This is a genomic window from Leifsonia sp. HAY1-4F (genome assembly GCF_056755275.1).
This window is the reverse complement of sequence record NZ_JBNDHX010000024.1, coordinates 21380-40838: the sequence shown is the minus strand read 5'-3', so window position 1 is coordinate 40838 and position 19459 is coordinate 21380. Positions and strand designations below refer to the sequence as shown.

Sequence of the window (19459 nt, the reverse complement as noted above, 5' to 3'; positions counted from 1 at the left end):
CTCGGATGCTACGGGTCACCCAGAGTCGAGACGAATGGATGTGCTGGTCGCCGTTGCGTGTCAGACTGTCCAGCACCATGGACGACATCGATGCACGCATCCTGGACGCTCTGCGCGCCGACGGCCGCGCCTCCATCACGGCGGTCGCGGAGACGACGCATGTGTCCCGCGCGAACGCCTACGCCCGCGTCTCGCGGCTCGTGGCGGACGGCGTGATCACCGGCTTCACTGCCAAGGTCGATCCGCGGCTGTCGGGCCGGACCTCGTCCGCGTACGTCACGATGCGCGTGGAGCAGTCGGCCTGGCACGACCTGCGCGACCGGCTGGCGAGCATCCCCGAGGTGGAGCACTTCGCGCTGGTCGGCGGCGACTTCGACGTGATCCTCCTGGTGCGGGCCCGCGACAACGAGGACCTGCGGCGAGTGGTCCTCGAGGAGCTGACCAGCATCTCGTCGGTGCGCGACACCAAGACGTCGCTCGTGTTCGAGGACCACGACAAGCGCTGAGCCCGGCAGCACATTCGTGACGAATGTGACCCTGCACCGCGGTGAAGGGCACATTCGTCACGAATGTCGCCCTAGCACCGTTGGCGCGTGAGTACGCGGGTGGAAACATTCGTGACGAATGTCGCCCTAGGCCGCGGCGAAAGGCACATTCGTCACGAATCTCGGAGGACCGTGGCACGACGCGCCGACGCACGCGCGACGACGTGAACGGGGGCGCGCGGCGGGTTGCCCAGGGGTCGGGATTCTGCGACGATGACATTGCTGAACGATCGTTCGGTAATTCGTCGCGTTCGAGGAAGAGGGCAGCGATGGCAGAGGCCTACCTCGTCGGCGGGGTGCGCACGCCGGTGGGCCGCTACGGCGGCGCGCTGGCCGGAGTGCGGCCCGACGACCTCGCCGCGCTCGTCGTGGCCGAGGCGCTCCAGCGCGCGGGCGCGCCCGCCGAGGGACTCGACGAAGTGATCCTCGGCGCCGCGAACCAGGCCGGGGAGGACAACCGGAACGTCGCCCGGATGGCCGTCCTCCTCGCCGGGCTCCCGGACGAGGTGCCCGCTATGACCGTCAACCGGCTGTGCGCCTCCGGACTCACCGCGGTCATCCAGGCCGCCCAGGCCATCCGGGCCGGGGATGCCGACCTGCTCGTGGCCGGCGGCGTCGAGTCGATGACGCGCGCCCCCTGGGTGCAGGCCAAGCCCGAGAAGCCGTGGACGCGTCCCGGCCCCCAGTACGACACCTCGATCGGCTGGCGGTTCGCCAACCCCCGGCTGCTCGACCGCGACAAGGCCACCTACACGATGCCGGAGACCGCGGAGGAGGTGGCACGGATCGACGGGATCGGCCGGGAGGAGGCGGACGCGTTCGCCCTCGAGAGTCACCGCCGGGCGGCCGCCGCCGCGGACGCCGGGCGCTTCGACGCCGAACTCGTCCCCGTCGAGACGCCGAACGGCCGCGTGACCGCCGACGAGGGCATCCGCCGCGACACCAGCGCGGAGGCGCTCGCGCGCCTGAAGCCGGTCGTCCCCGGCGGCAGCGTCGTCACGGCGGGCAACGCGTCGCCGCTGAACGACGGCGCCTCGGCGATCGTCGTCGCCAGCGCCCGCGCGGTGGAGCAGTACGGCCTGCAGCCGCGCGCGCGGATCGTCGCCGCGGCGAGCGCCGGCGTCGCACCGGAGGTCATGGGCCTCGGCCCGGTCCCCGCCACGCGGAAAGCCCTCGACCGCGCCCGGCTGGACGTGAGCTCCCTGGATGCCATCGAGCTGAACGAGGCCTTCGCCAGTCAGGCCATCGCGTGCATCCGCCGTCTGGGACTCGATCCCGCGCGGGTCAACGCCGACGGCGGCGCCATCGCCCTCGGTCACGCGCTCGGTTCGAGCGGGTCGCGTATCCTCGTCACACTGCTCGGACGGATGGAGCGGGAAGGCTCCCGCTACGGCCTGGCGACCATGTGCGTCGGGGTCGGCCAGGGCACCTCCCTCATCGTGGAGGCGGTATGACGGACGAGCGCAGCCTGACCGTGGAGGAGCGCGACGACCGCGTCGTCGTTACACTCGACCGCCCGGAGCGCCGCAACGCGATCGACCAGCGGATGGTGGACGAACTCCACCGGGTGTGCGCGCGGCTCGAGGTGGAGCAGCGCATTCTGATCATCACCGGCGCCGGCGGTGTGTTCGCCTCCGGCGCCGACATCGCAGAGCTGCGGGAGCGGACCGCCGAGGATGCGCGCCACGGTATCAACGACACGATCTTCTCCCGGATCGCCGAACTCCCGATGCCGGTCATCGCGGCCCTCGACGGCTACGCCCTCGGCGGCGGCGCCGAGCTCGCCTACGCGGCCGACCTGCGCATCGGCACCCCACGGCTGCGGATCGGCAATCCCGAGACCGGACTGGGCATCATCGCCGCCGCCGGCGCGCTCTGGCGACTCCCTCAGCTTGTCGGGCTGCCGCTGGCGACCGAGCTCGTCCTGACCGGACGGCTCCTGGATGGTGCGGAGGCCCTCGCAGCCGGCCTGGTGTCCTCTCTCCACGAGCCGGAGGACCTGCTCGCCGCCGCGCACGCGCTCGCGGACCGGATCGCCGCGAAGGATCCCCTCGCGACCCAGTGGACGAAGAGGGTGCTGCGAGCGCGGCTCGCCGAGCATCCCTCCGCCGAGCGGGAGGCGCAGGCCGAGCTGTTCGCGTCGCCGGAGAAGCGGCGGCGGATGACGGAGTTCCTGGAACGGAGGACGCGATGACTACCGACACGCCTGCGAGCGCATCCCTCCCCGCACGCATCGCCGTCATCGGCGGCGGCCGGATGGGCTCCGGGATCGCGCACGCGTTCGTCATGGCCGGAGCCGACGTCGCCGTGATCGAACGCGACGCGTCGGCCGCAGCGGAGGCGCGCGACCGCATCCTCGAAGCTGTGGAGGGCAGCGTCCGGCGCGGAGCGGTGGCGCCCGACCCGGCGCGGCTGCTCGTGACGGTCACCTGGGAGGCGCTCGCAGGTGCCGGGCTCGCCGTCGAGGCGGTCCCGGAAGTCCTCGACTTCAAGCGGCGGGCCCTGCGCCGGGCCGAGGATCTGCTGCCGGTGGATGCGGTGCTCGCCACGAACACGTCGTCCCTGTCGATCGACGCCCTCGCCGCCGGCCTCCGGCGCCCGGACGCCTTCCTCGGCCTGCACTTCTTCAACCCGGTCCCCGCCTCGGCGCTCGTCGAGATCGTCCTCGGGAAGGCCACCGCGCCCTCCACGGTGCGTTCGGCGGAGCGCTGGATCGCTGCACTCGGCAAGACCGCGATCGCCGTCCGCAACTCCCCCGGGTTCGCCTCCTCGCGGCTCGGCGTGCTGCTCGGGCTGGAGGCGATCCGGATGGTCGAGGAGGGCGTCGCGACCGCCGAGGACATCGACACGGCGATGACGCTCGGCTACAAGCATCCCGTCGGTCCGCTGCGACTCACCGATCTGGTCGGGCTGGATGTGCGGCTCGACATCGCGGAGTACCTCGCGCGCGAGCTGGGGCCTCGGTTCGAGCCGCCCGCGCTGCTGCGTCACATGGTCGCCGAGGGGATGCTCGGGCGGAAATCCGGGCAGGGGTTCTTCTCCTGGGGCGACGGGACCGCCGACGTCCCCCTCCTTATGGATCGCCCGGCGCCGCCGGAGCCGCCCGCCGGGACCCCGCCTGCTATGGAGCCGGAGCATCCAGAATGAGGTTCGTGATGCGGGCCGTGCAGAGCCGGTTGCCGTCCTCATCCGTCACCACGACCTCGTGGGACGCGATCGTCCGGCCCAGCTTGATCGCGGTCGCGACCCCGGTCACCAGGCCCGAGCGGACCGCCCGGTGGTGCGTCGCGTTGATGTCCACGCCGACTGCGCTGCGTCCCGGGCCGGCATGGATGACCGCCGCCCACGACCCGAGCGCCTCCGCGAAAGCGACCGAGGCGCCGCCGTGCAGCAGCCCGAAGGACTGGCGGTTGCCCTCCACGGGCATCGTCGCCACGACGCGCTCGGCGGACTGCTCCAGGATGCGCACGCCCATCTTCTTGTCGAGCTCGCCCAGTTCGATCGTCCAGTCGTCGTCTGCCATCCGGCCAGCATACGCATCCACTCACGCGTCGATTTCAGGAGGAGTCCGATGATCCTGCCCAGCTATCTCCGCGATGGATGGTGGACCCCTGACACCGCCGACGGAGCCGCCGACGTGCTCGACGCCTCCACCGGCGACCTGATCGCGCAGGTGAGCACCGCCGGGCTCGACCTCGCCGGAGCGCTCGATCACGCGAGGACGGTGGGCCAGCGTTCGCTCGGCGAGCTCACCTTCCACCAGCGCGCCCTCCTCCTCAAGCAGCTGGCCCAGGCCCTGACCGAGCGCAAGGACGAGCTGTATGCGCTGTCGGCGCAGGCCGGGTCCACGCGGGCGGATGCCTGGATCGACGTCGACGGCGGCATCGGCGCCATGTTCACGTACGGATCGAAGGGACGCCGCGAGCTGCCCAACGCGCAGGTCGTCCTGGACGGACCGGCGGAGCAGCTGTCGAAGGACGGCAGCTTCCTCGGCCGGCACGTCTACACGCGGCTGCCGGGCGTCGCGGTGCAGATCAACGCCTTCAACTTCCCGGTCTGGGGGATGCTCGAGAAGCTCGCGCCCTCCTTCCTGGCCGGCATGCCGACGCTCGTGAAGCCGGCGACGCCGACCGCGTTCATCGCCGAAGCGGCGGTGCGGATCATGGTCGAGTCCGGGCTGCTGCCCGCCGGCGCCCTCCAGCTGGTGAGCGGATCGGTCCCCGGCCTGTTCGACCACCTGCGGCTCGGCGACCTGGTCGCCTTCACCGGCTCCGCATCCACCGCTGAACGGCTGCGCGCGCACGACTCGGTGCAGACCGGCGGGGTTCGGTTCACGAGCGAGACCGACTCCATCAACGCCGCGGTGCTCGGGCCGGACGCGGTGACCGGGACGCCCGAGTTCGACGCGTACGTGAAGAGCCTGGTCACCGAGCTGACGGCCAAATCGGGGCAGAAGTGCACGGCCATCCGCCGGGCGATCGTGCCGGGTCCGCTCGTCGAGGACATCACGGCCGCCGTGCGGGAGCGGATCGCGTCGCGCGTCGTCCTCGGCGATCCGCGCGCGGAGGGCGTGACGATGGGGCCGCTCGCATCGCGCATCCAGCGCGACGAGGTGCTGCGGCAGGTCGCGCGGCTCGTCGGCGCGGGCGGCGAGCTCGTGATCGGCGGCCTCGACCAGCCGACCGTGCAGCGGGCGGACGGGACCCTCGGCGCGGCGCCGGAGGGTGCGTTCGTCGCGCCGCTGCTGCTGCACTTCGCCGATCCGTGGACGCCCGAAGCCCATACCGTCGAGGCGTTCGGACCGGTCGCGAGCGTACTGGCGTACGAGACGGCCGAGGAGGCGGTGGCACTCGTCGCCCGCGGCGGCGGCTCGCTGGTGACGAGCGTCGCGACGCACGACGCCGACTTCGCGCGGACGCTCGTGCTCGGGTCAGCGGCCTACAACGGCCGCATCCTCGTCCTCGACCGGGACGACGCGCGCACCTCGACGGGACACGGCTCGCCGATGCCGCACCTCGTGCACGGAGGACCCGGGCGAGCGGGAGGCGGCGAAGAGCTGGGCGGGATCCGCGCGGTGCTGCACCACATGCAGCGGACAGCGCTGCAGGGCTCGCCGGACCTGCTCACCGCGATCACCGGTGTGTGGCACCCGGGAGCTGCGGCGTCCGCGGAGGCACCGCATCCCTTCCGCAAGTCGCTGGAGACCCTGCGGATCGGCGACCAGGTGCAGTCGAAGTCGCGCGAGGTGACGCTCGACGACATCGAGACGTTCGCAGCTTTCACGGGCGACACCTTCTACGCGCACATGGACGAAGAGGCCGCTGCCGCGAATCCGTTCTTCCCCGGCCGGGTCGCGCACGGCTACCTGCTCGTGTCGTGGGCCGCCGGCTTGTTCGTCGACCCGGCGCCCGGGCCGGTGCTCGCAAACTACGGGCTGGAGGACCTGCGCTTCCTGACGCCCGTCGTGCCCGGCGACAGCATCCGCGTCACCCTGACCGCCAAGCAGATCACCCCGCGCGAGACCGACCCCTACGGCGAGGTCCGCTGGGATGCACGCATCCTCAACCAGCGCGACGAGCTCGTCGCCACCTACGACGTCCTCACGCTCGTCGCCAAGTAGCGCACCCTCTCTGTCGCTCCGCTCACCCCCCACCGTCGAGTACACGAAGACTTACGCGACACGCCGTGCGAAACGTGCAGTCTCTGCGGACTCGATGGTGGGGGCGTGAGCGCAGGGCCCTGGTTGCTCCCTGACCGTGGGCACGGGAACGCAATTCGTGCAACGCCGCGTCATGTTTGCGTGACGTCTGCGTCTAAGTAGGTGGAGGGCTTTCTACCCTCCCGATGTGTGACTGCGACCGTTCCGGCTTGTGGCTGTCGCGGCTGACTACCGCCCGGGAGGAGTGGAGCATGAGCATGGGTAGCCTCCCCCGCTGGGTTCGATGGGCTTTCGGGCGTCCTCGAATCATCCACGCGGTGCTGTGGGGAATCCTCGGCGCAGCGTGCGGCGCACTCGGGGTGAGTTACGCGATGCGCGGCCTCCCGAACTGGTGGCTATGGTTTCTGGCCGCACTTTGGGCCTCGGCCGTCGCCGGGGTCTACCTGTTCATTGCTCTGCGGGATCGACGGCGCGGGACGGGCGCCTACAGGCCACCTGCTCCTCGCCGGAGGAGCGACGACTAGAGGGACCCCAGGATGCCTCACCCTCGTCGCAAGTAGCCTCCTGCGGTCAGCGCAGGGCGAGGGCGAGGATGGTGGCGGCGAGGTCGTCGGGCGTGAGCGGGCCCTCGGGGGTGTACCACTCGGTGAGGGAGTTGATCATACCGAAGAGGAGGCGGGCGACGACGGCCGGGTCGGCGTCCGTGCGCAGGGAGCCCTCGTCGCGGGCCTCGGCGACGAGCGCGGCGACGGCGTGGTCGAAGTCGCGGCGGCGAGCGAGGGCGGCGCGCTCCACGTCGGTGTTGCCGCGCACCCGGAGCAGCAGCGTGACGTACGGCAGCTGGTCGGCGAGCACGCGCACGGCCCCGCGCAGCACGAAGGCCAGGCGATCCGCGGCCGCGCCGGTCGTCGCCTCGGGCGCCCGGAGCACTCCCTCCAAGCCGTCGAGCGCCTCATCGAGGGCCAGCCGGAGCAGCTCCTCCTTAGAGGCGACGTGATGGTAGATCGCCGACTTCGACAGCCCGAGCCGGTCGGCGAGCATCCCGATCGAGGTCGCGTCGTAGCCGTGCTCGTTGAAGGCGGCCACCGCCACCTCGAGGATGCCGCGCTGGTCGTACCCCGGCCGCCCGCGGCGGAGCGCCTCGGTGCCGGCAGCGCCGGCAGCGTCGGCCGCGCCGGCCACGTCGGCAACGTCGGCAGCGGCGGCGTCGGCGGGGCCCGCGTCGGCGATCTCGGTCACGCGTTCAGTCTGGCACGCAGCCCCACGTTCCGGATATACTGAACGAACGATCAGTAAGTAAATGATCTGCGACAGGAGGGTCGATGACGACCACCACGGAGGCCCCGCCCGCCGGCCAGGCCCGCTTCGACGAGCTCATCGCCGCCGACTCCCGCATCGAGCCGCGCGACTGGATGCCCGACGACTACCGCCGTACGCTCATCCGCCAGATGTCGCAGCACGCCCACTCCGAGATCATCGGGATGCAGCCGGAGGCCAACTGGATCAGCCGCGCTCCGAGCCTGAAGCGCAAAGCGATCCTGATGGCCAAGGTGCAGGATGAGGCGGGCCACGGCCTGTACCTCTACTCCGCCACCGAGACCCTCGGCATCACCCGCGACGAACTCACCGAGCAGTTGCTCTCGGGCCGCGCGAAGTACTCCTCCATCTTCAACTACCCCACCCTCAGCTGGGCCGACATCGGCGCGATCGGCTGGCTGGTCGACGGCGCCGCCATCTGCAACCAGGTGCCCTTGTGCCGCTGCTCGTACGCCCCCTACGGCCGCGCGATGGTCCGCATCTGCAAGGAGGAGTCCTTCCATCAGCGGCAGGGTTTCGAGATCCTGCTGTCCCTCATGCACGGAACCCCCGAACAGCAGCGGATGGCTCAGGATGCGGTGGACCGCTGGTACTGGCCGTCGCTGATGATGTTCGGGCCGCCCGACGCGGACTCCCCCAACTCGGCCCGGTCGATGGCCTGGCACATCAAGCGGTTCTCCAACGACGAGTTGCGGCAGCGGTTCGTCGCCATGCTCGTTCCGCAGGCGGAGGCGCTCGGCGTCATCCTGCCCGACCCCGACCTCCACTGGAACGAGGAGCGGCAGGCGTACGACCTCGGACCGATCGACTGGAGCGAGCTGCAGGAGGTGATCGCCGGACGCGGGCCCTGCAACGCCCAGCGGATGCAGCGCCGGCGCGAGGCGCACGAGGACGGACGCTGGGTGCGGGATGCCGCGGCCGCCTACGCGGAAAAACGCGCGCATCCCGAAATCGCGGAGGCCGTCGCATGAACGCGGAGCCGTGGCCGCTGTGGGAGGTGTTCGTCCGCGCGTCCCGCGGTCTCAGCCACGTGCATGTCGGCTCGCTGCACGCTCCCGACGAGCAGCTCGCCCTCCGCAACGCCCGCGACCTGTACACGCGCCGCGGCGAGGGCGTCTCGATCTGGGTGGTCCGCTCCGATCGGATCACCGCCAGCGACCCGGATGCGAAGGACGCCTTCTTCACCTCGCCGGAGGGCAAGAACTTCCGGCACGCGACGTATTACACCGCCGCCGAGGGGGTGAAGCACCTGTGACGGACACCGACAAGTCGAGCACCGACCAGAACACCGACGAGCACGGCCGGGTCGAGCTGAGCGCCGTCCTCCTCTCCGACGAGTTCGTCGCCTCCGACACCCCCGCCTCCCCTCTGGTCGCCGAGTACGCCCTCTGGCTCGGCGACGACGCCCTCGTGCTCGCCCAGCGCCTGGGCGACTGGATCACCCGCGCACCGGAGCTGGAGGAGGATGTGGCGCTCGCCAACATCGCTCTCGACCTCCTCGGGCATGCCCGGTCCCTGCTCCGCTACGCCGGCTCCGCCTCGGGCCGGACCGAGGACGACCTGGCCTACTGGCGCGACGAGGGCGACTTCCGCTCCGCGCACCTGTTCGAGCAGCCGAACGGCGACTTCGCGCACACGATCGTCCGCCAGTTCGCCGCCTCCCACTACCTGTTCATCCTCTACGACCGGCTACGCGCCTCCACCGACCCGGTGCTCGCGGGCGTCGCCGCGAAGGCGGTGAAAGAGGTCGACTACCACCGCGATCACGCCGACCAGTGGATGCTGCGCCTGGCGCTCGGCACGGACGAGTCCCGCCGTCGCACCCTCCTCGCCCTGGAGGACATCTGGCCGTACGTGGACGAGCTCTTCTCGGACGATTCGGCCCCGATCGCCGATGCGGACGCGTCTGAGCCGCTCTTCGACGCACTAGAGGGCATCGCCGTCCGTCCCTCCACCCTGCGCGAGCCGTTCGACGCCGACATCGCGCCGGTCCTCGCCGAGGCCGAGCTGGAGCCGCCCACCGCGTTCCACGCGGCCGGCGGGGGCCGGCGCGGACGGCACTCCGAACACCTGGCACCGCTGCTGGCCGAGCTCCAGGTGCTGGCGCGTCAGCATCCGGGGGCATCATGGTGACGCATCATGCGGACGCGGCGCGCGCCTGGTCGGCCGCCGCTGCCGTGGTCGACCCGGAGGTGCCCGTCCTCACCATCGACGACCTCGGCGTACTGCGCGAGGTCACGGTCGGCGACGACGGCGTCGAGGTCGTCATCACTCCGACCTACTCCGGCTGCCCGGCGATGGATGCGATCCGCGAGGATGTGGTGCGCGCCCTGACCTCCGCAGGCTTCAGCGAGGTGCGTGTCCGTCTCACGCTGTCACCCGCCTGGACCACCGACTGGATCAGCGCCGCCGGTCGCACGGCGCTGAAGGAGTACGGGATCGCCCCGCCCTCCGCCGCCGGTCCTGTCAGCCTCCGCCTGTCGGTGAAGTGCCCGCACTGCGGCTCCCTCGACACCCGGGAGGTGGCGCACTTCGGCTCGACCTCGTGCAAGGCGCTGTTCGTCTGCCGCGCCTGCGGCGAGCCCTTCGACCACTTCAAAGCGCTGTGAGCGCCGCCTGATGGCGCGCGCCCGGTTCCACAGCCTGCCCGTGGCGGAGGTGCGTCCGCTGACCGCGGCGAGCGTCGAGGTGACCTTCGCCGTCCCGGACGAGTTGCGCGGCGAGTACGACTACCTGCCCGGCCAGCACGTGGCGCTCCGCGCCCACGTCGACGGCCGCGAGCTGCGCCGCAGCTACTCGCTGTGCCGACCGCCCGAGCCCGGACGGATCAGCGTGGCCATCAAGCGCGACCTCGGCGGCGCGTTCTCCACCTGGGCGACGAGCGAGTTGCGCCCTGGAGACGCGATCGACGTGATGAGCCCGCAGGGCACCTTCACTCTCGACCCCGAGCGCATGCAGGACCGGCACATCGTCGGCATCGCCGCCGGCTCGGGAATCACCCCGCTGATGGCACTCGCCAGCAGCGTCCTCGCCGCATCCTCCACCTCCAGCTTCACGCTCGTCTACACCAACCGCACGGCCGTCGACGTGATGTTCCTGGAGGAGCTCGCCGATCTGAAGGACCGCTACCCGGCGCGGCTCGCGCTCCATCACGTCCTGTCGCGCGAGCAGCGTTCGGCGCCTCTCCTCTCGGGCCGGATCGACGAGGAGCGACTGCGGCGGATGCTGGACACGCTCCTCCCACCGGACACCGTCGACGAGTGGTTCCTCTGCGGACCGTTCGAGCTCGTCCAGCTGTGCCGCGACGTTCTCGAGGAGTACGGGGTGGCGCGGGAGCGCATCCACTTCGAGCTGTTCACCACCGGCGAGCCCGGCGAGCCGCGCGGCGATGTCGGCCACCCGGTCGTCGTGCGCGAGGGCGAGCGCACGGCCGAGATCGAGTTCCGGCTCGACGGGCTGACCTCGACCGTGACAACGCCCGTGGATGCGAACGAGTCCGTCCTCAACGCCGCGCTGCGGGTGCGGCCGGATGTGCCGTTCGCCTGCACCGGCGGCGTCTGCGGCACCTGTCGCGCGCGGCTCGTCTCGGGTGACGTGCGGATGACGGAGAACTACGCCCTCGAGCCCGAGGAGCTCGAGCGCGGCTACGTGCTGACCTGCCAGTCCCATCCGCTCACCGATCGCGTCGTGGTCGACTACGACGTCTGAACCGCCGCCCCCGACCCGACCCCACCGCAAGGAGAACGCCGTGATCGACCTGGACATCGCCGACGGCATCGCCCGCGTGACGCTCAACGCACCCGAGCGGCTGAATGCCCTCGGGCCGGACGACCTCCGCGAGTTGACCGCCGCCTACACAGAGGCGGAGGCGTCCGGCGTGCGCGCGCTCGTGCTGCGCGGCGAGGGCCGCGCCTTCTGCGCCGGCCGCGATATCGCCGGCGTCGACCCGGCCACCGACGATGTCGCCGGCTATCTCGACGGCCTCGTCACTCCGCTCCTGCGCCGCATCGCGGCCTTCCCCGCGCCGACCTTCGCGGCCGCGCACGGCGCCTGCCTCGGGGTCGGGCTCGGCCTGCTGGCCATGACCGACGTCGTCTACGTCGCCGAGGACGCCAAGGTCGGCTCCCCCTTCGCGGCCCTCGGAGCCGCCCTCGACTCCGGCGGCCACTGGCTGCTCGTCTCGCGGCTGGGCCCGCATCGCGCGCTCGACCTCATCGTCTCCGGCCGCCTGCTCTCCGGCACCGAAGCCGTCGCCGCCGGCCTGTTCTCGCGCGCCCTCCCGGCCTCTCAGCTGAGGGGCGAGGTGGATGCAGCCGCCACCGCAGCAGCCTCCGGCGCGACTGAGTCGTTCCTGGCGAGCAAGCGCATCGTCGCCGGCCTGCGCGACGGCTCCCTCGACCTCTGGGGATCCGTCGCCGCCGAGAACGCCGCGCAGGCCCGCTTGCGCGACACGGCGGACTACCGGGAGGGGTTCCGCGCCTTCCAGGAGAAGCGCAAGCCGGGCTTCACCGGGCACTGAAGCGCGCGGACGACCGGCGCGTGTGGCCCGGCCGCCGACTCAGCCCACCCGGGCCGCCAGCAGCCGCTGCACCGCGGCGAGCGGGATCGGGATCCACGACGGGCGGTGCCGCGCCTCGTAGGCGATCTCGTACACCGCCTTGTCGAGCTCGAAAGCGTCCAGCAGCTGCTCGAAGTCCTCGACCTCGGAGCCTGCGACCGAGGCATACCCGTCCAGGTACGCCGCCCGGGCCGCCGCCGTCCAGCCGGTGGCGTCGATCGGCGTCTCCCGCCGGGCGAGCGATCCGGCGACGTAGTCGAACGAGCGCAGCATGCCGGCGACGTCCCGCATCGTCGCGTCGGGAATCGCCCGTTCCGAGAGCGGACGCAACGGCTCGCCCTCGAAGTCGATGAACTGCCAGCCGCGTTCCGGCGAGTACAGCACCTGCCCCAGATGCAGGTCGCCGTGGATGCGCTGCAGCAGCGGAAGAGGCGCAGCCGCCGCCTCCTCGTACACGGCGGTGATCCCGGCCCGCAGCTCCTCGACCTCCGGCACCTCGGTGGTCGTGACCGCCAGCCGCCGGAACATGCCGTCGAGAGCGAGGGCCACATCCTCTCGGGTGGCCCGCTTCGTGGGGAGCACCTGCGCCATCAGCCGGTGCAGTTCAGCCGTCCCTGCTCCCAGCTGGAACGCGCGATCGGTGAAGTCCTCGCCGTTTTCGGCGGCGCTGACCGCCAGCTCCCAGCCGTCCTCCGCGCCCGGCAGGAAGTCCTGCATGAGGGCGAGCTCGCCGGACGCGATGCCGCCGTCCCCGGTGGGCCAGCGTCCGGTCAGCCAGCCGAGCAGCGACGGAGTGCGCCGGGAGCCGCCTGCCGTGAGCGCCGCGAGCGTGGAGACGTCCGGGTTCTCGCCGTCCTGCACCACGCGGAACACCTTGATGAGCGCGGGGCGTCCGCCCTCCAGCTCCCCGACGATGGAGGTGTTGGACTGCTCCCCGGTCAGCCGCCGCGACGATCGCACCACCAGCGGTCCTCCCAGCGAGTGCCCTTCGGCGAGCGCTGCCCGTCCCTCCGCCCGTTGCTCGCCCGTCATCAACTGCACCAGCGAGGCGACGTACGCCTCCTCCGTCGGACCGTCGTACAGGTAACGGCCTCCGGCCTCCCCGATCAGGGCCGCCTCCTCGCCGTCCCGGCCGGCGCGCGCCACCACCGGCACCTGGTAGACGCGCGGAGTCCGCGGAGCGTCGTCGCAGAAGAAGAAGGTGGTGATGCGGACGTCGCCGTCCCCTGGCCGCGCGTCCACCGGTCCGGGATCGAACGATCCGAGCAGCCGCAGCCGCGGCTCGACATTCTTCGTCGAGTACCAGCGCTGACGCCGCATCCACGTCCCGACGAGCTCCGTGAGTTCGGTCATGTCCCGAACGGTACGCCCGCTCCGGCGATTGCGCGCGGGTGCCCGGCCAATCCTGAGGTAGGCGCGCCTCGGATCGATGTGTGGATGCGCTCAGAGCGTCCCGAGCACCACGCCGCGCGCCGCCATGAACGGTTGCGGGTCGATCTGGAGCCCGTTGACGTGGACCTCGAAGTGGAGGTGGCATCCGGTCGACAGGCCCGTGGAGCCGACCTGGGCGATCGGCTGGCCGGCGGCCACGTGCTCGCCGATCGTCACCCCGATGCCGCCGTCGCGGATGTGGCCGTAGGCCGTCTCCACTCCGCCGCCGTGGTCGATGAGGATGTAGTTGCCGTACCCGCTGAACGGCCCGGCCCGCTCGACCGTACCGGCCGCGGCGGCGAAGATCGTGGTGCCGCACGCTGCACCGAGGTCGTCCCCGGGGTGGAAGAGCGCGGTCCCCAGCGGACGAGAGGGACGCGGACCGAACACGTCGGTGATCGGTCCGTGGACCGGGAGCGCCCATCCACTCGACACCAGCGTGGCGTCGGAGGTGAGCACCTGGAAGTTCGAGCCGGCCGCGATCACCGTCGGCGTCGCTGCGAGGGCGGCGGACGCGGCGTTGACCTGCTGCTGCGCCGACTCGACCGCCTGGGCGCTGGCCTGGACGTCGATGGCGGAGGCGGCGTCACGGGCGCCCTGCGCCTTCTTCGCGATGGCCTCGGCGCTCTTCTTGTCCTTCGCGGCGGCGCGGAGCGCGGCATCGGCCTGCGCGGAGAGGGAGGACAGCCGGTCCGCAGCGCCGAGCTTCGTGAGGAGATCGCCGCCGGACCCGGTGAGGGCCGCAGCGAGCGGATCCGGCCGGAGCAGGTGCGCGCCGGCCGAGCGGATGAGCGCCGTCGCGAAGGCGGCCGTTCCCTCCGCATGCTTGGTGGCGGCAGCGGCCTCCTTCTTCAGGGCGTCAGCGGCCGCCTGGGCCTGCGCGTGCTCACGCTGCGCGCCCTGCGCCTGCTGCGTGGCGTCCGCCAGCTGCTGCTGCGCCGCCGCCAGGTCGCTCGCCAGTTGGGCGGCCTGCTGGAGCTGAGCGAGGTCGATGTTCTGGAACGACGGGAGGTCGGGCGCCGTCAGCGTGATCTCGTCGACGGGAGCGGGCTGGGGCGGAGCTGCGGGGGCGGCGGTGGGTGTCGGAGTCGGCGTGTGTGCCGGGGTCGGGATGGGCGTCGGCGTGGGTGTGGGTGTCGGAGTCGGCGTGGGGGTCGGGGTTGGCGTGGGTGTCGGCGTCGGTGTAGGCGTCGGGGTCGGAGTCGGCGTCGGCGTGGAGCTCGGATCCGGATCCTTGTCCGTCCCCCCTCCGTCGTCCCCTCGCTGCGGATCGGTCGTCAGTCCCGAGGTGGGGCCCGGCGTCGGCAGGGGCGTCGATGTCGGGATGGGCGTCGAAGTCGGCGACGCGCATCCCACAGTGCATTCGTCCGCGGCGGCCGGCTGCGGCGCCGCCAGCATCCCCCCGGCCACGAGAACCAGCGCGGCCCACGCGGGGATCAGGCGCGGTCCCCCGAACCGCGTCGCCTGCCTACCTCGACTGAAAGCTCTGCGCATGATGGGCGGGCGCCGGCGAGAAATGTGCCGGCTGACCCGTAGTGAGATGTTCTCACCGTGTCGCTGAGGGAACAAGACACCCATTCGAGGTTGGATGCGGCTCACAGGCTCGGCACGTTACGGTGAGAGACTGTGACCGACAGTACAGCCACCGCGCGTCCGCGCCGCGCCGCACGGCGCACCTCCAATTGGAAGACGCTGCTGCGGGATGTCGTGGTCATCTTCGTGGTCGCGGTGCTGGTCTCGTTCCTCATCAAGACCTTCGTCGCCCGCTCCTTCTACATCCCGTCCGGATCGATGGAGAACACCCTCCAGATCAACGACCGGATCATCGTGAACGAGCTGCAGCCGAAGGTCTTCGGCCTGCAGCGCGGCGACGTCGTCGTGTTCAAGGATCCGGGCGGCTGGCTGCCGCCTGCGCCCCCGCCGACGGGCAACGCGTTCCAGCAGGGCGTCGGCGCCGTGCTCGACTTCGTCGGTCTGGGCGCCTCCGACTCGGACCAGCACCTCGTCAAGCGCCTCATCGGCCTGCCGGGAGACCACATCAGCTGCTGCAACGCTCTCGGCCAGCTGAGCGTGAACGGCGTGCCGCTGAAGGAGCCGTACGTGCTCCTGCCCGCCGGCGTGCAGGCCGTCTCCGAGAAGTCGTTCGACGTCACCGTCCCGCAGGGAACGGTGTGGGTGATGGGCGACAACCGCTACAACTCGGCGGACTCGCGCTATCACATGAACGACCCGGGCAAGGGGTTCGTCCCGCTCTCGGATGTCGTCGGCAAGGCGTTCGTGATCAGCTGGCCGGTCAGCCACTGGTCGTGGCTGGATGACTACCCGGACGTGTTCCGCGGCGCGGAGCGCGAGAACCAGTAGCGTTCCTGGCGAAATCCTCACGCTCACAGCGGAGTCGGGCCACAATGTCGAGAAGTGGTCGTCTCGTTCGACGTCCCGATGAAACGTTCGCGAATCGAGAGGACAGAACGATGAAGTACATGATGTTCGTAGTCACCACCACCGAGCCGGACAGCGAGAAGGACGACTCCGATGTCGACCTGTGGGTCGACGAGCTCGAATCCTCGGGCAAGCGCCTGATCGGCGAGGTGCTGCAGCCGCCCTCCGAGGCCCGTATGGTCCGGGTGCGCAACGGCAAGCGGTACGTCACCGACGGTCCGTTCGCCGAGACGAAGGAGTGGATCTGCGGATTCGACATCCTGGACGTCGACAGCATGGAGGAGGCCATCGAGATCGCCTCGCGTCACCCCATGGCGCGCAACGGGCAGCTGGAGCTGCGCCCGTTCATGCAGTGGGAGGAGACCGCCGGGGCGTGAACGGTCGGCCGGTCGTCGTCACGGCAGCGGGCGCGGTCCGCGGCCGCGACGACGGCCGCGTGGCCGCCTGGCGCGGCATCCGCTACGCAGAGCCCCCGACGGGCGCTCTCCGCTGGCGGGCGCCGGTCCCGGCCGCACCGTGGCGTGGCATCGCCGAGGCCGGCGCCTTCGGTCCTGCGTCGCCTCAGCGACCCAACCCCGCCGTCCCGCTCGGCCCGCCGGGCACGGTGCGGATGGACGAGGACTGCCTGTTCCTCAACGTCGTCCGCCCTTCGGCGGAGGCGGCATCCGGCCGTCCACGACCGGTGATGGTGTGGCTGCACGGCGGCGCCTACGCTGTCGGCGCCTCGAGCCAGCTGATCTACCACGGCGAGGTGCTGGTCACGAGCGCCGACGTCGTGCTCGTCACGCTCAACTATCGGCTCGGCCCGCTCGGTTTCCTCGACCTCGGAGCGGCCGGCGTCGCGACGGCGCAGTCGAACCTGGCGCTGCGGGATGTGCTGCTCGCCCTCCGCTGGGTGCAGGACAACATCCACGCGTTCGGCGGCGATCCGGACGCGGTGACGGTCTTCGGCCAGAGCGCCGGAGCCGGCCTCGTCACCGCGCTCCTGGCGTCGCCTGCCGCCGGCGGCCTGTTCCAGCGGGCCATCGCGCAGAGCCCGCCCGCCGGGTCGATGTACGGCCCCGAGCGCTCTGCGACGGTCGCGCGACGCTTCCTCGAGCACCTCGGAGTGCCCCCGGGAGACGCGGCGGCGCTCCGCGACCTCCCCGTCCAGGCCATCGTGGATGCGGGAGCCGCCGTGTACACCGAGATCCCGCGCGAGCATCCCGGCCGGCTCGCCTTCGCCCCCGTCGTCGGCGACGACCTGCTGCCGGAACCGCCCCTCCGGGTGCTGAGCGAGGGCCGGGGGCTGCCCGTCCCCCTGGTGATCGGGACGAACCGGGACGAGGCGACGCTCTTCCGGCTGATGCGGTCACCGCTGCTGCCCATCCGTCGTGCGGCACTGGAGCGGATGTTCGCAGCACTTCCCGCCGAGCAGGCGCCGGGCGTCCGCTTCCCCTCCCGCGAGGCCGTCCTCGCCGTCTATGCCCGCCGGCCGCTCTCCCGCGGCGTCCGCGTCGCCACCGACATCGCCTTCCGGATGCCGGCCCTCTGGACCGCGGCCGGCCACAGCACCGTCGCGCCCACCTTCCTGTACCGCTTCGACTACGCACCCCGGCTGCTCCGGCTGACCGGGATCGGCGCAGCGCACGCGACGGAGCTGCCCTACGTGTGGGGCGACTTCGGCACGCTCCCGCGCGACCCGTCGTTCTTCCTGGGCGGCCGCCGCACGGCGGAGGCGGTCTCCGAACGGGTGCGCGCACGCTGGGCCGCCTTCGCCCACGGCGGCGTCCCCGGTACCGGATGGAAACCCTACGACGTGGACGAGCGGGCGACCCTCGTCATCGGCCGGAACGATCGGCTGGTGCCCGATCTGGATGCGCGGCTCCGCGCCGGCTGGGGCGAACAGGTCCTGACATTCCGCTGACCCTCCCCCTAGACTCGCGGGATGGTCGTCCTGCCGCTGATCCTGCTGACGGTGTTCGTGGTCGCCCTCGTCGACGTCATCCTGCGCCGCGACGATCAAGTGCGGTACCTGCCGAAGCTCGCGTGGGTGTTCATCGTGATCCTGCTGCCCCTCATCGGAAGCGTCCTGTGGTTCACGGTGGGACGCGAGTACCAGCCGCGCCCGTCGCGCCCCCGCACCGTGGGGATGCCCGGACAGTACCGCCCGTCGGCGCCGGCTCCCTCCGCGCCGGCTCCCTCCGCGCCGGCTCGCTCCGCGGACAGCACCGAGGCGCAGCTCGCCGCCCTCGAACGCGAGATCGAGGAGGCCGACCGCGCCCGGACCATCCGGCGCCTCGAGGAGGAGCTCCGCCGCAGGAACGACGCCGGCGAGACGGCCTGACCCGCGCGGTCACCGCTCGGGCAGCAGTTCGGCCGAGCGGGCGGCGATGATGCTGGAGTCCGACAGTTGCCTGGTGATTCTGCGTGCTGCGCGTCACGCGCGGTGCTCTCACCCCGTCTTACAGGGGGTAGGAACAGATCGGCACATCCAGGATCGAGGGAAGCACATGGCGGAAATCAGTGTGACGGAGGACGTCTCCGTTCGGCGCCGCGACCACACGGAGGCCTGGACGAAGCTGCGGCACGCCATCGTGGAGGAATACGTCGGCAAACTCCCCGAGCTGCTCGACATCCACGAGTTCGCACGGCTGGCGGGGATGACGATCCGGGAGGTCCGCCATGCCGCCTCGTCCGGCGCCCTCGTCATCTCCATCCGCTCCGGGCGACGTGGCATCGCACCGGCGGACAACGTCCCGTTCCTCCTGGGCGCGCGGCTGCTGCGGCTGCACGCGGCGAAGCCGGTCCGGGAGCACACCGATCCACGCTCGCTCCCGGTCAGCGAAGCCGCCTACGAGCGGGTATGGGATGAAGCGGTCCGCACCTCCCTGACCCCGGCCGAGGCGCTCGAGCAGCTCATCCTCACAAGCTCGGGATCAGCCCCGGTGGCGAGCTCGAACGGCGTGCCGTCGGCTCCGAGCGCATAGCCATCGGCGCACAGAGCGTCGCTCGGGTCGGGCGACACGTGTGCGGTCGTCAGAGCCGGCGGTCGCTGCGCTCGAGCATCCACACCCAGAACCCGCCGACCAGCAGGACGGCCGCGATCGCCGCTGCCGTCGCGACAGCGAAGACGGTGGCCGTCACCCCGAGCGGCACGACGCAGACCGAGATCAGGGCGATCGCGGAGACGAGGACGCAGCTGGCTCCGATGATCGTCGCGGCGATCGCGAACATCGTGTCACGGTCCATCCGCCGCAGCCGCTGCGGCTCATCCAGAATCACGGATGCGTCAGGTGGGAGGTCGACGGCGGTCGCTCTGCGGATTTCGTTCGTCACACTAGCAATAGACGAGGCGTGGGAACGGACATGACGCTGGATCCCGAGGGAGCCGGCTGCGGGACTCGAACCCGCGACCGCTCGCTTACAAGGCGAGTGCTCTACCAACTGAGCTAAGCCGGCGATGGCGGTCGCCCGCCGTCCACAATCCTAGAGCAGCGGGAGAGGTTGCCGGAGATGCGGCCGGGTCGA

At 71.4% G+C, this 19459-nt stretch carries 21 protein-coding genes and 1 tRNA gene; 16 read left to right on the top strand and 6 right to left on the bottom strand.

What is annotated here, in order from left to right; genetic code table 11:
- Positions 1–77: 77 nt before the first annotated feature.
- The 4 genes from ACPYOG_RS07230 (at position 78) to ACPYOG_RS07215 (ending at position 3692) form a co-directional block, all read left to right on the top strand.
- Positions 78–506 (top strand): Lrp/AsnC family transcriptional regulator, encoded by a 429-nt coding sequence (locus tag ACPYOG_RS07230; RefSeq protein WP_481293563.1) that lies wholly within the window; start codon positions 78–80, stop codon positions 504–506.
- Between the two features lie 308 nt (positions 507–814).
- Positions 815–1999 (top strand): thiolase family protein, encoded by a 1185-nt coding sequence (locus ACPYOG_RS07225; protein WP_481293562.1) that lies wholly within the window; start codon positions 815–817, stop codon positions 1997–1999.
- On the top strand, positions 1996–2739 hold the full coding sequence (locus ACPYOG_RS07220) for an enoyl-CoA hydratase/isomerase family protein (RefSeq protein ID WP_481293561.1): 744 nt from the start codon (positions 1996–1998) through the stop codon (positions 2737–2739). Before ACPYOG_RS07225 ends, ACPYOG_RS07220 begins: the two co-directional genes overlap by 4 nt.
- Positions 2736–3692 carry a 3-hydroxyacyl-CoA dehydrogenase family protein gene (locus ACPYOG_RS07215; protein ID WP_481293560.1) on the top strand — a complete coding sequence of 319 codons (957 nt, stop codon included), beginning with the start codon at positions 2736–2738 and terminating at the stop codon, positions 3690–3692. The genes ACPYOG_RS07220 and ACPYOG_RS07215 overlap by 4 nt, the downstream gene beginning before the upstream one ends.
- On the opposite strand, the gene ACPYOG_RS07210 is transcribed toward ACPYOG_RS07215, so the two are convergent.
- On the bottom strand, positions 3667–4068 hold the full coding sequence (locus ACPYOG_RS07210) for a PaaI family thioesterase (protein ID WP_481293559.1): 402 nt from the start codon (positions 4066–4068) through the stop codon (positions 3667–3669). The two genes, ACPYOG_RS07215 and ACPYOG_RS07210, sit on opposite strands and share 26 nt — an antisense overlap.
- 48 nt (positions 4069–4116) lie before the next feature.
- On the opposite strand from ACPYOG_RS07210, the gene paaZ reads away from it, so the two are divergent.
- Entirely contained in the window at positions 4117–6165 is a 2049-nt protein-coding gene (gene paaZ / locus ACPYOG_RS07205) for a phenylacetic acid degradation bifunctional protein PaaZ (RefSeq protein WP_481293558.1), read from the top strand.
- A 609-nt stretch (positions 6166–6774) separates the two neighbouring features.
- Here the strand turns inward: paaZ and ACPYOG_RS07200 are convergent.
- Positions 6775–7386, bottom strand: coding sequence for a TetR/AcrR family transcriptional regulator (locus ACPYOG_RS07200; RefSeq protein WP_481293564.1), 612 nt, complete (start codon positions 7384–7386; stop codon positions 6775–6777).
- Between the two features lie 140 nt (positions 7387–7526).
- Between ACPYOG_RS07200 and paaA the strand changes: the two genes are divergently transcribed.
- The 6 genes from paaA to ACPYOG_RS07170 are packed head-to-tail and all read left to right on the top strand — an operon-like array spanning position 7527 to position 12040.
- Positions 7527–8492, top strand: coding sequence for a 1,2-phenylacetyl-CoA epoxidase subunit PaaA (gene paaA / locus ACPYOG_RS07195; protein ID WP_481293557.1), 966 nt, complete (start codon positions 7527–7529; stop codon positions 8490–8492).
- Entirely contained in the window at positions 8489–8776 is a 288-nt protein-coding gene (gene paaB / locus ACPYOG_RS07190; RefSeq protein ID WP_090040801.1) for a 1,2-phenylacetyl-CoA epoxidase subunit PaaB, read from the top strand. Before paaA ends, paaB begins: the two co-directional genes overlap by 4 nt.
- Positions 8773–9654, top strand: coding sequence for a 1,2-phenylacetyl-CoA epoxidase subunit PaaC (gene paaC, locus ACPYOG_RS07185; RefSeq protein WP_481293556.1), 882 nt, complete (start codon positions 8773–8775; stop codon positions 9652–9654). Before paaB ends, paaC begins: the two co-directional genes overlap by 4 nt.
- Complete coding sequence (gene paaD / locus ACPYOG_RS07180; protein ID WP_090040802.1) at positions 9648–10130, top strand: 1,2-phenylacetyl-CoA epoxidase subunit PaaD; 483 nt, start codon at positions 9648–9650, stop codon at positions 10128–10130. The genes paaC and paaD overlap by 7 nt, the downstream gene beginning before the upstream one ends.
- 10 nt (positions 10131–10140) lie before the next feature.
- Entirely contained in the window at positions 10141–11229 is a 1089-nt protein-coding gene (paaE, locus tag ACPYOG_RS07175) for a 1,2-phenylacetyl-CoA epoxidase subunit PaaE (protein ID WP_481293555.1), read from the top strand.
- A gap of 40 nt (positions 11230–11269) precedes the next feature.
- Positions 11270–12040 (top strand): enoyl-CoA hydratase/isomerase family protein, encoded by a 771-nt coding sequence (locus ACPYOG_RS07170; protein ID WP_481293554.1) that lies wholly within the window; start codon positions 11270–11272, stop codon positions 12038–12040.
- Positions 12041–12079: 39 nt separating this feature from the next.
- Here ACPYOG_RS07170 and ACPYOG_RS07165 read toward each other — a convergent pair whose 3' ends face one another.
- Entirely contained in the window at positions 12080–13432 is a 1353-nt protein-coding gene (locus tag ACPYOG_RS07165; protein ID WP_481293553.1) for a maltokinase N-terminal cap-like domain-containing protein, read from the bottom strand.
- A gap of 90 nt (positions 13433–13522) precedes the next feature.
- Complete coding sequence (locus ACPYOG_RS07160) at positions 13523–14920, bottom strand: M23 family metallopeptidase (RefSeq protein WP_481293552.1); 1398 nt, start codon at positions 14918–14920, stop codon at positions 13523–13525.
- Positions 14921–15136: 216 nt separating this feature from the next.
- Here ACPYOG_RS07160 and lepB point away from each other — a divergent pair, with 216 nt between their 5' ends.
- From lepB to ACPYOG_RS07135, 5 genes are all read left to right on the top strand, one after another.
- A complete protein-coding gene (lepB, locus tag ACPYOG_RS07155; protein ID WP_481293551.1) occupies positions 15137–15871 on the top strand; it encodes a signal peptidase I in 735 nt (244 codons plus the stop codon).
- Between the two features lie 110 nt (positions 15872–15981).
- Positions 15982–16326 (top strand): YciI family protein, encoded by a 345-nt coding sequence (locus ACPYOG_RS07150; RefSeq protein WP_481293550.1) that lies wholly within the window; start codon positions 15982–15984, stop codon positions 16324–16326.
- Complete coding sequence (locus ACPYOG_RS07145; RefSeq protein WP_481293549.1) at positions 16323–17855, top strand: carboxylesterase/lipase family protein; 1533 nt, start codon at positions 16323–16325, stop codon at positions 17853–17855. Before ACPYOG_RS07150 ends, ACPYOG_RS07145 begins: the two co-directional genes overlap by 4 nt.
- A gap of 21 nt (positions 17856–17876) precedes the next feature.
- Positions 17877–18275, top strand: a complete 399-nt coding sequence (locus ACPYOG_RS07140) for a PLD nuclease N-terminal domain-containing protein (RefSeq protein WP_481293548.1) — start codon at positions 17877–17879, stop codon at positions 18273–18275.
- 166 nt (positions 18276–18441) lie between these two features.
- Positions 18442–18918 carry a hypothetical protein gene (locus ACPYOG_RS07135; protein ID WP_481293547.1) on the top strand — a complete coding sequence of 159 codons (477 nt, stop codon included), beginning with the start codon at positions 18442–18444 and terminating at the stop codon, positions 18916–18918.
- Between the two features lie 49 nt (positions 18919–18967).
- Here ACPYOG_RS07135 and ACPYOG_RS07130 read toward each other — a convergent pair whose 3' ends face one another.
- Both ACPYOG_RS07130 and ACPYOG_RS07125 read right to left on the bottom strand, forming a co-directional pair.
- On the bottom strand, positions 18968–19267 hold the full coding sequence (locus ACPYOG_RS07130; protein ID WP_481293546.1) for a hypothetical protein: 300 nt from the start codon (positions 19265–19267) through the stop codon (positions 18968–18970).
- A 50-nt stretch (positions 19268–19317) separates the two neighbouring features.
- Positions 19318–19390 (bottom strand) — tRNA-Thr (locus tag ACPYOG_RS07125).
- Positions 19391–19459: the final 69 nt, after the last annotated feature.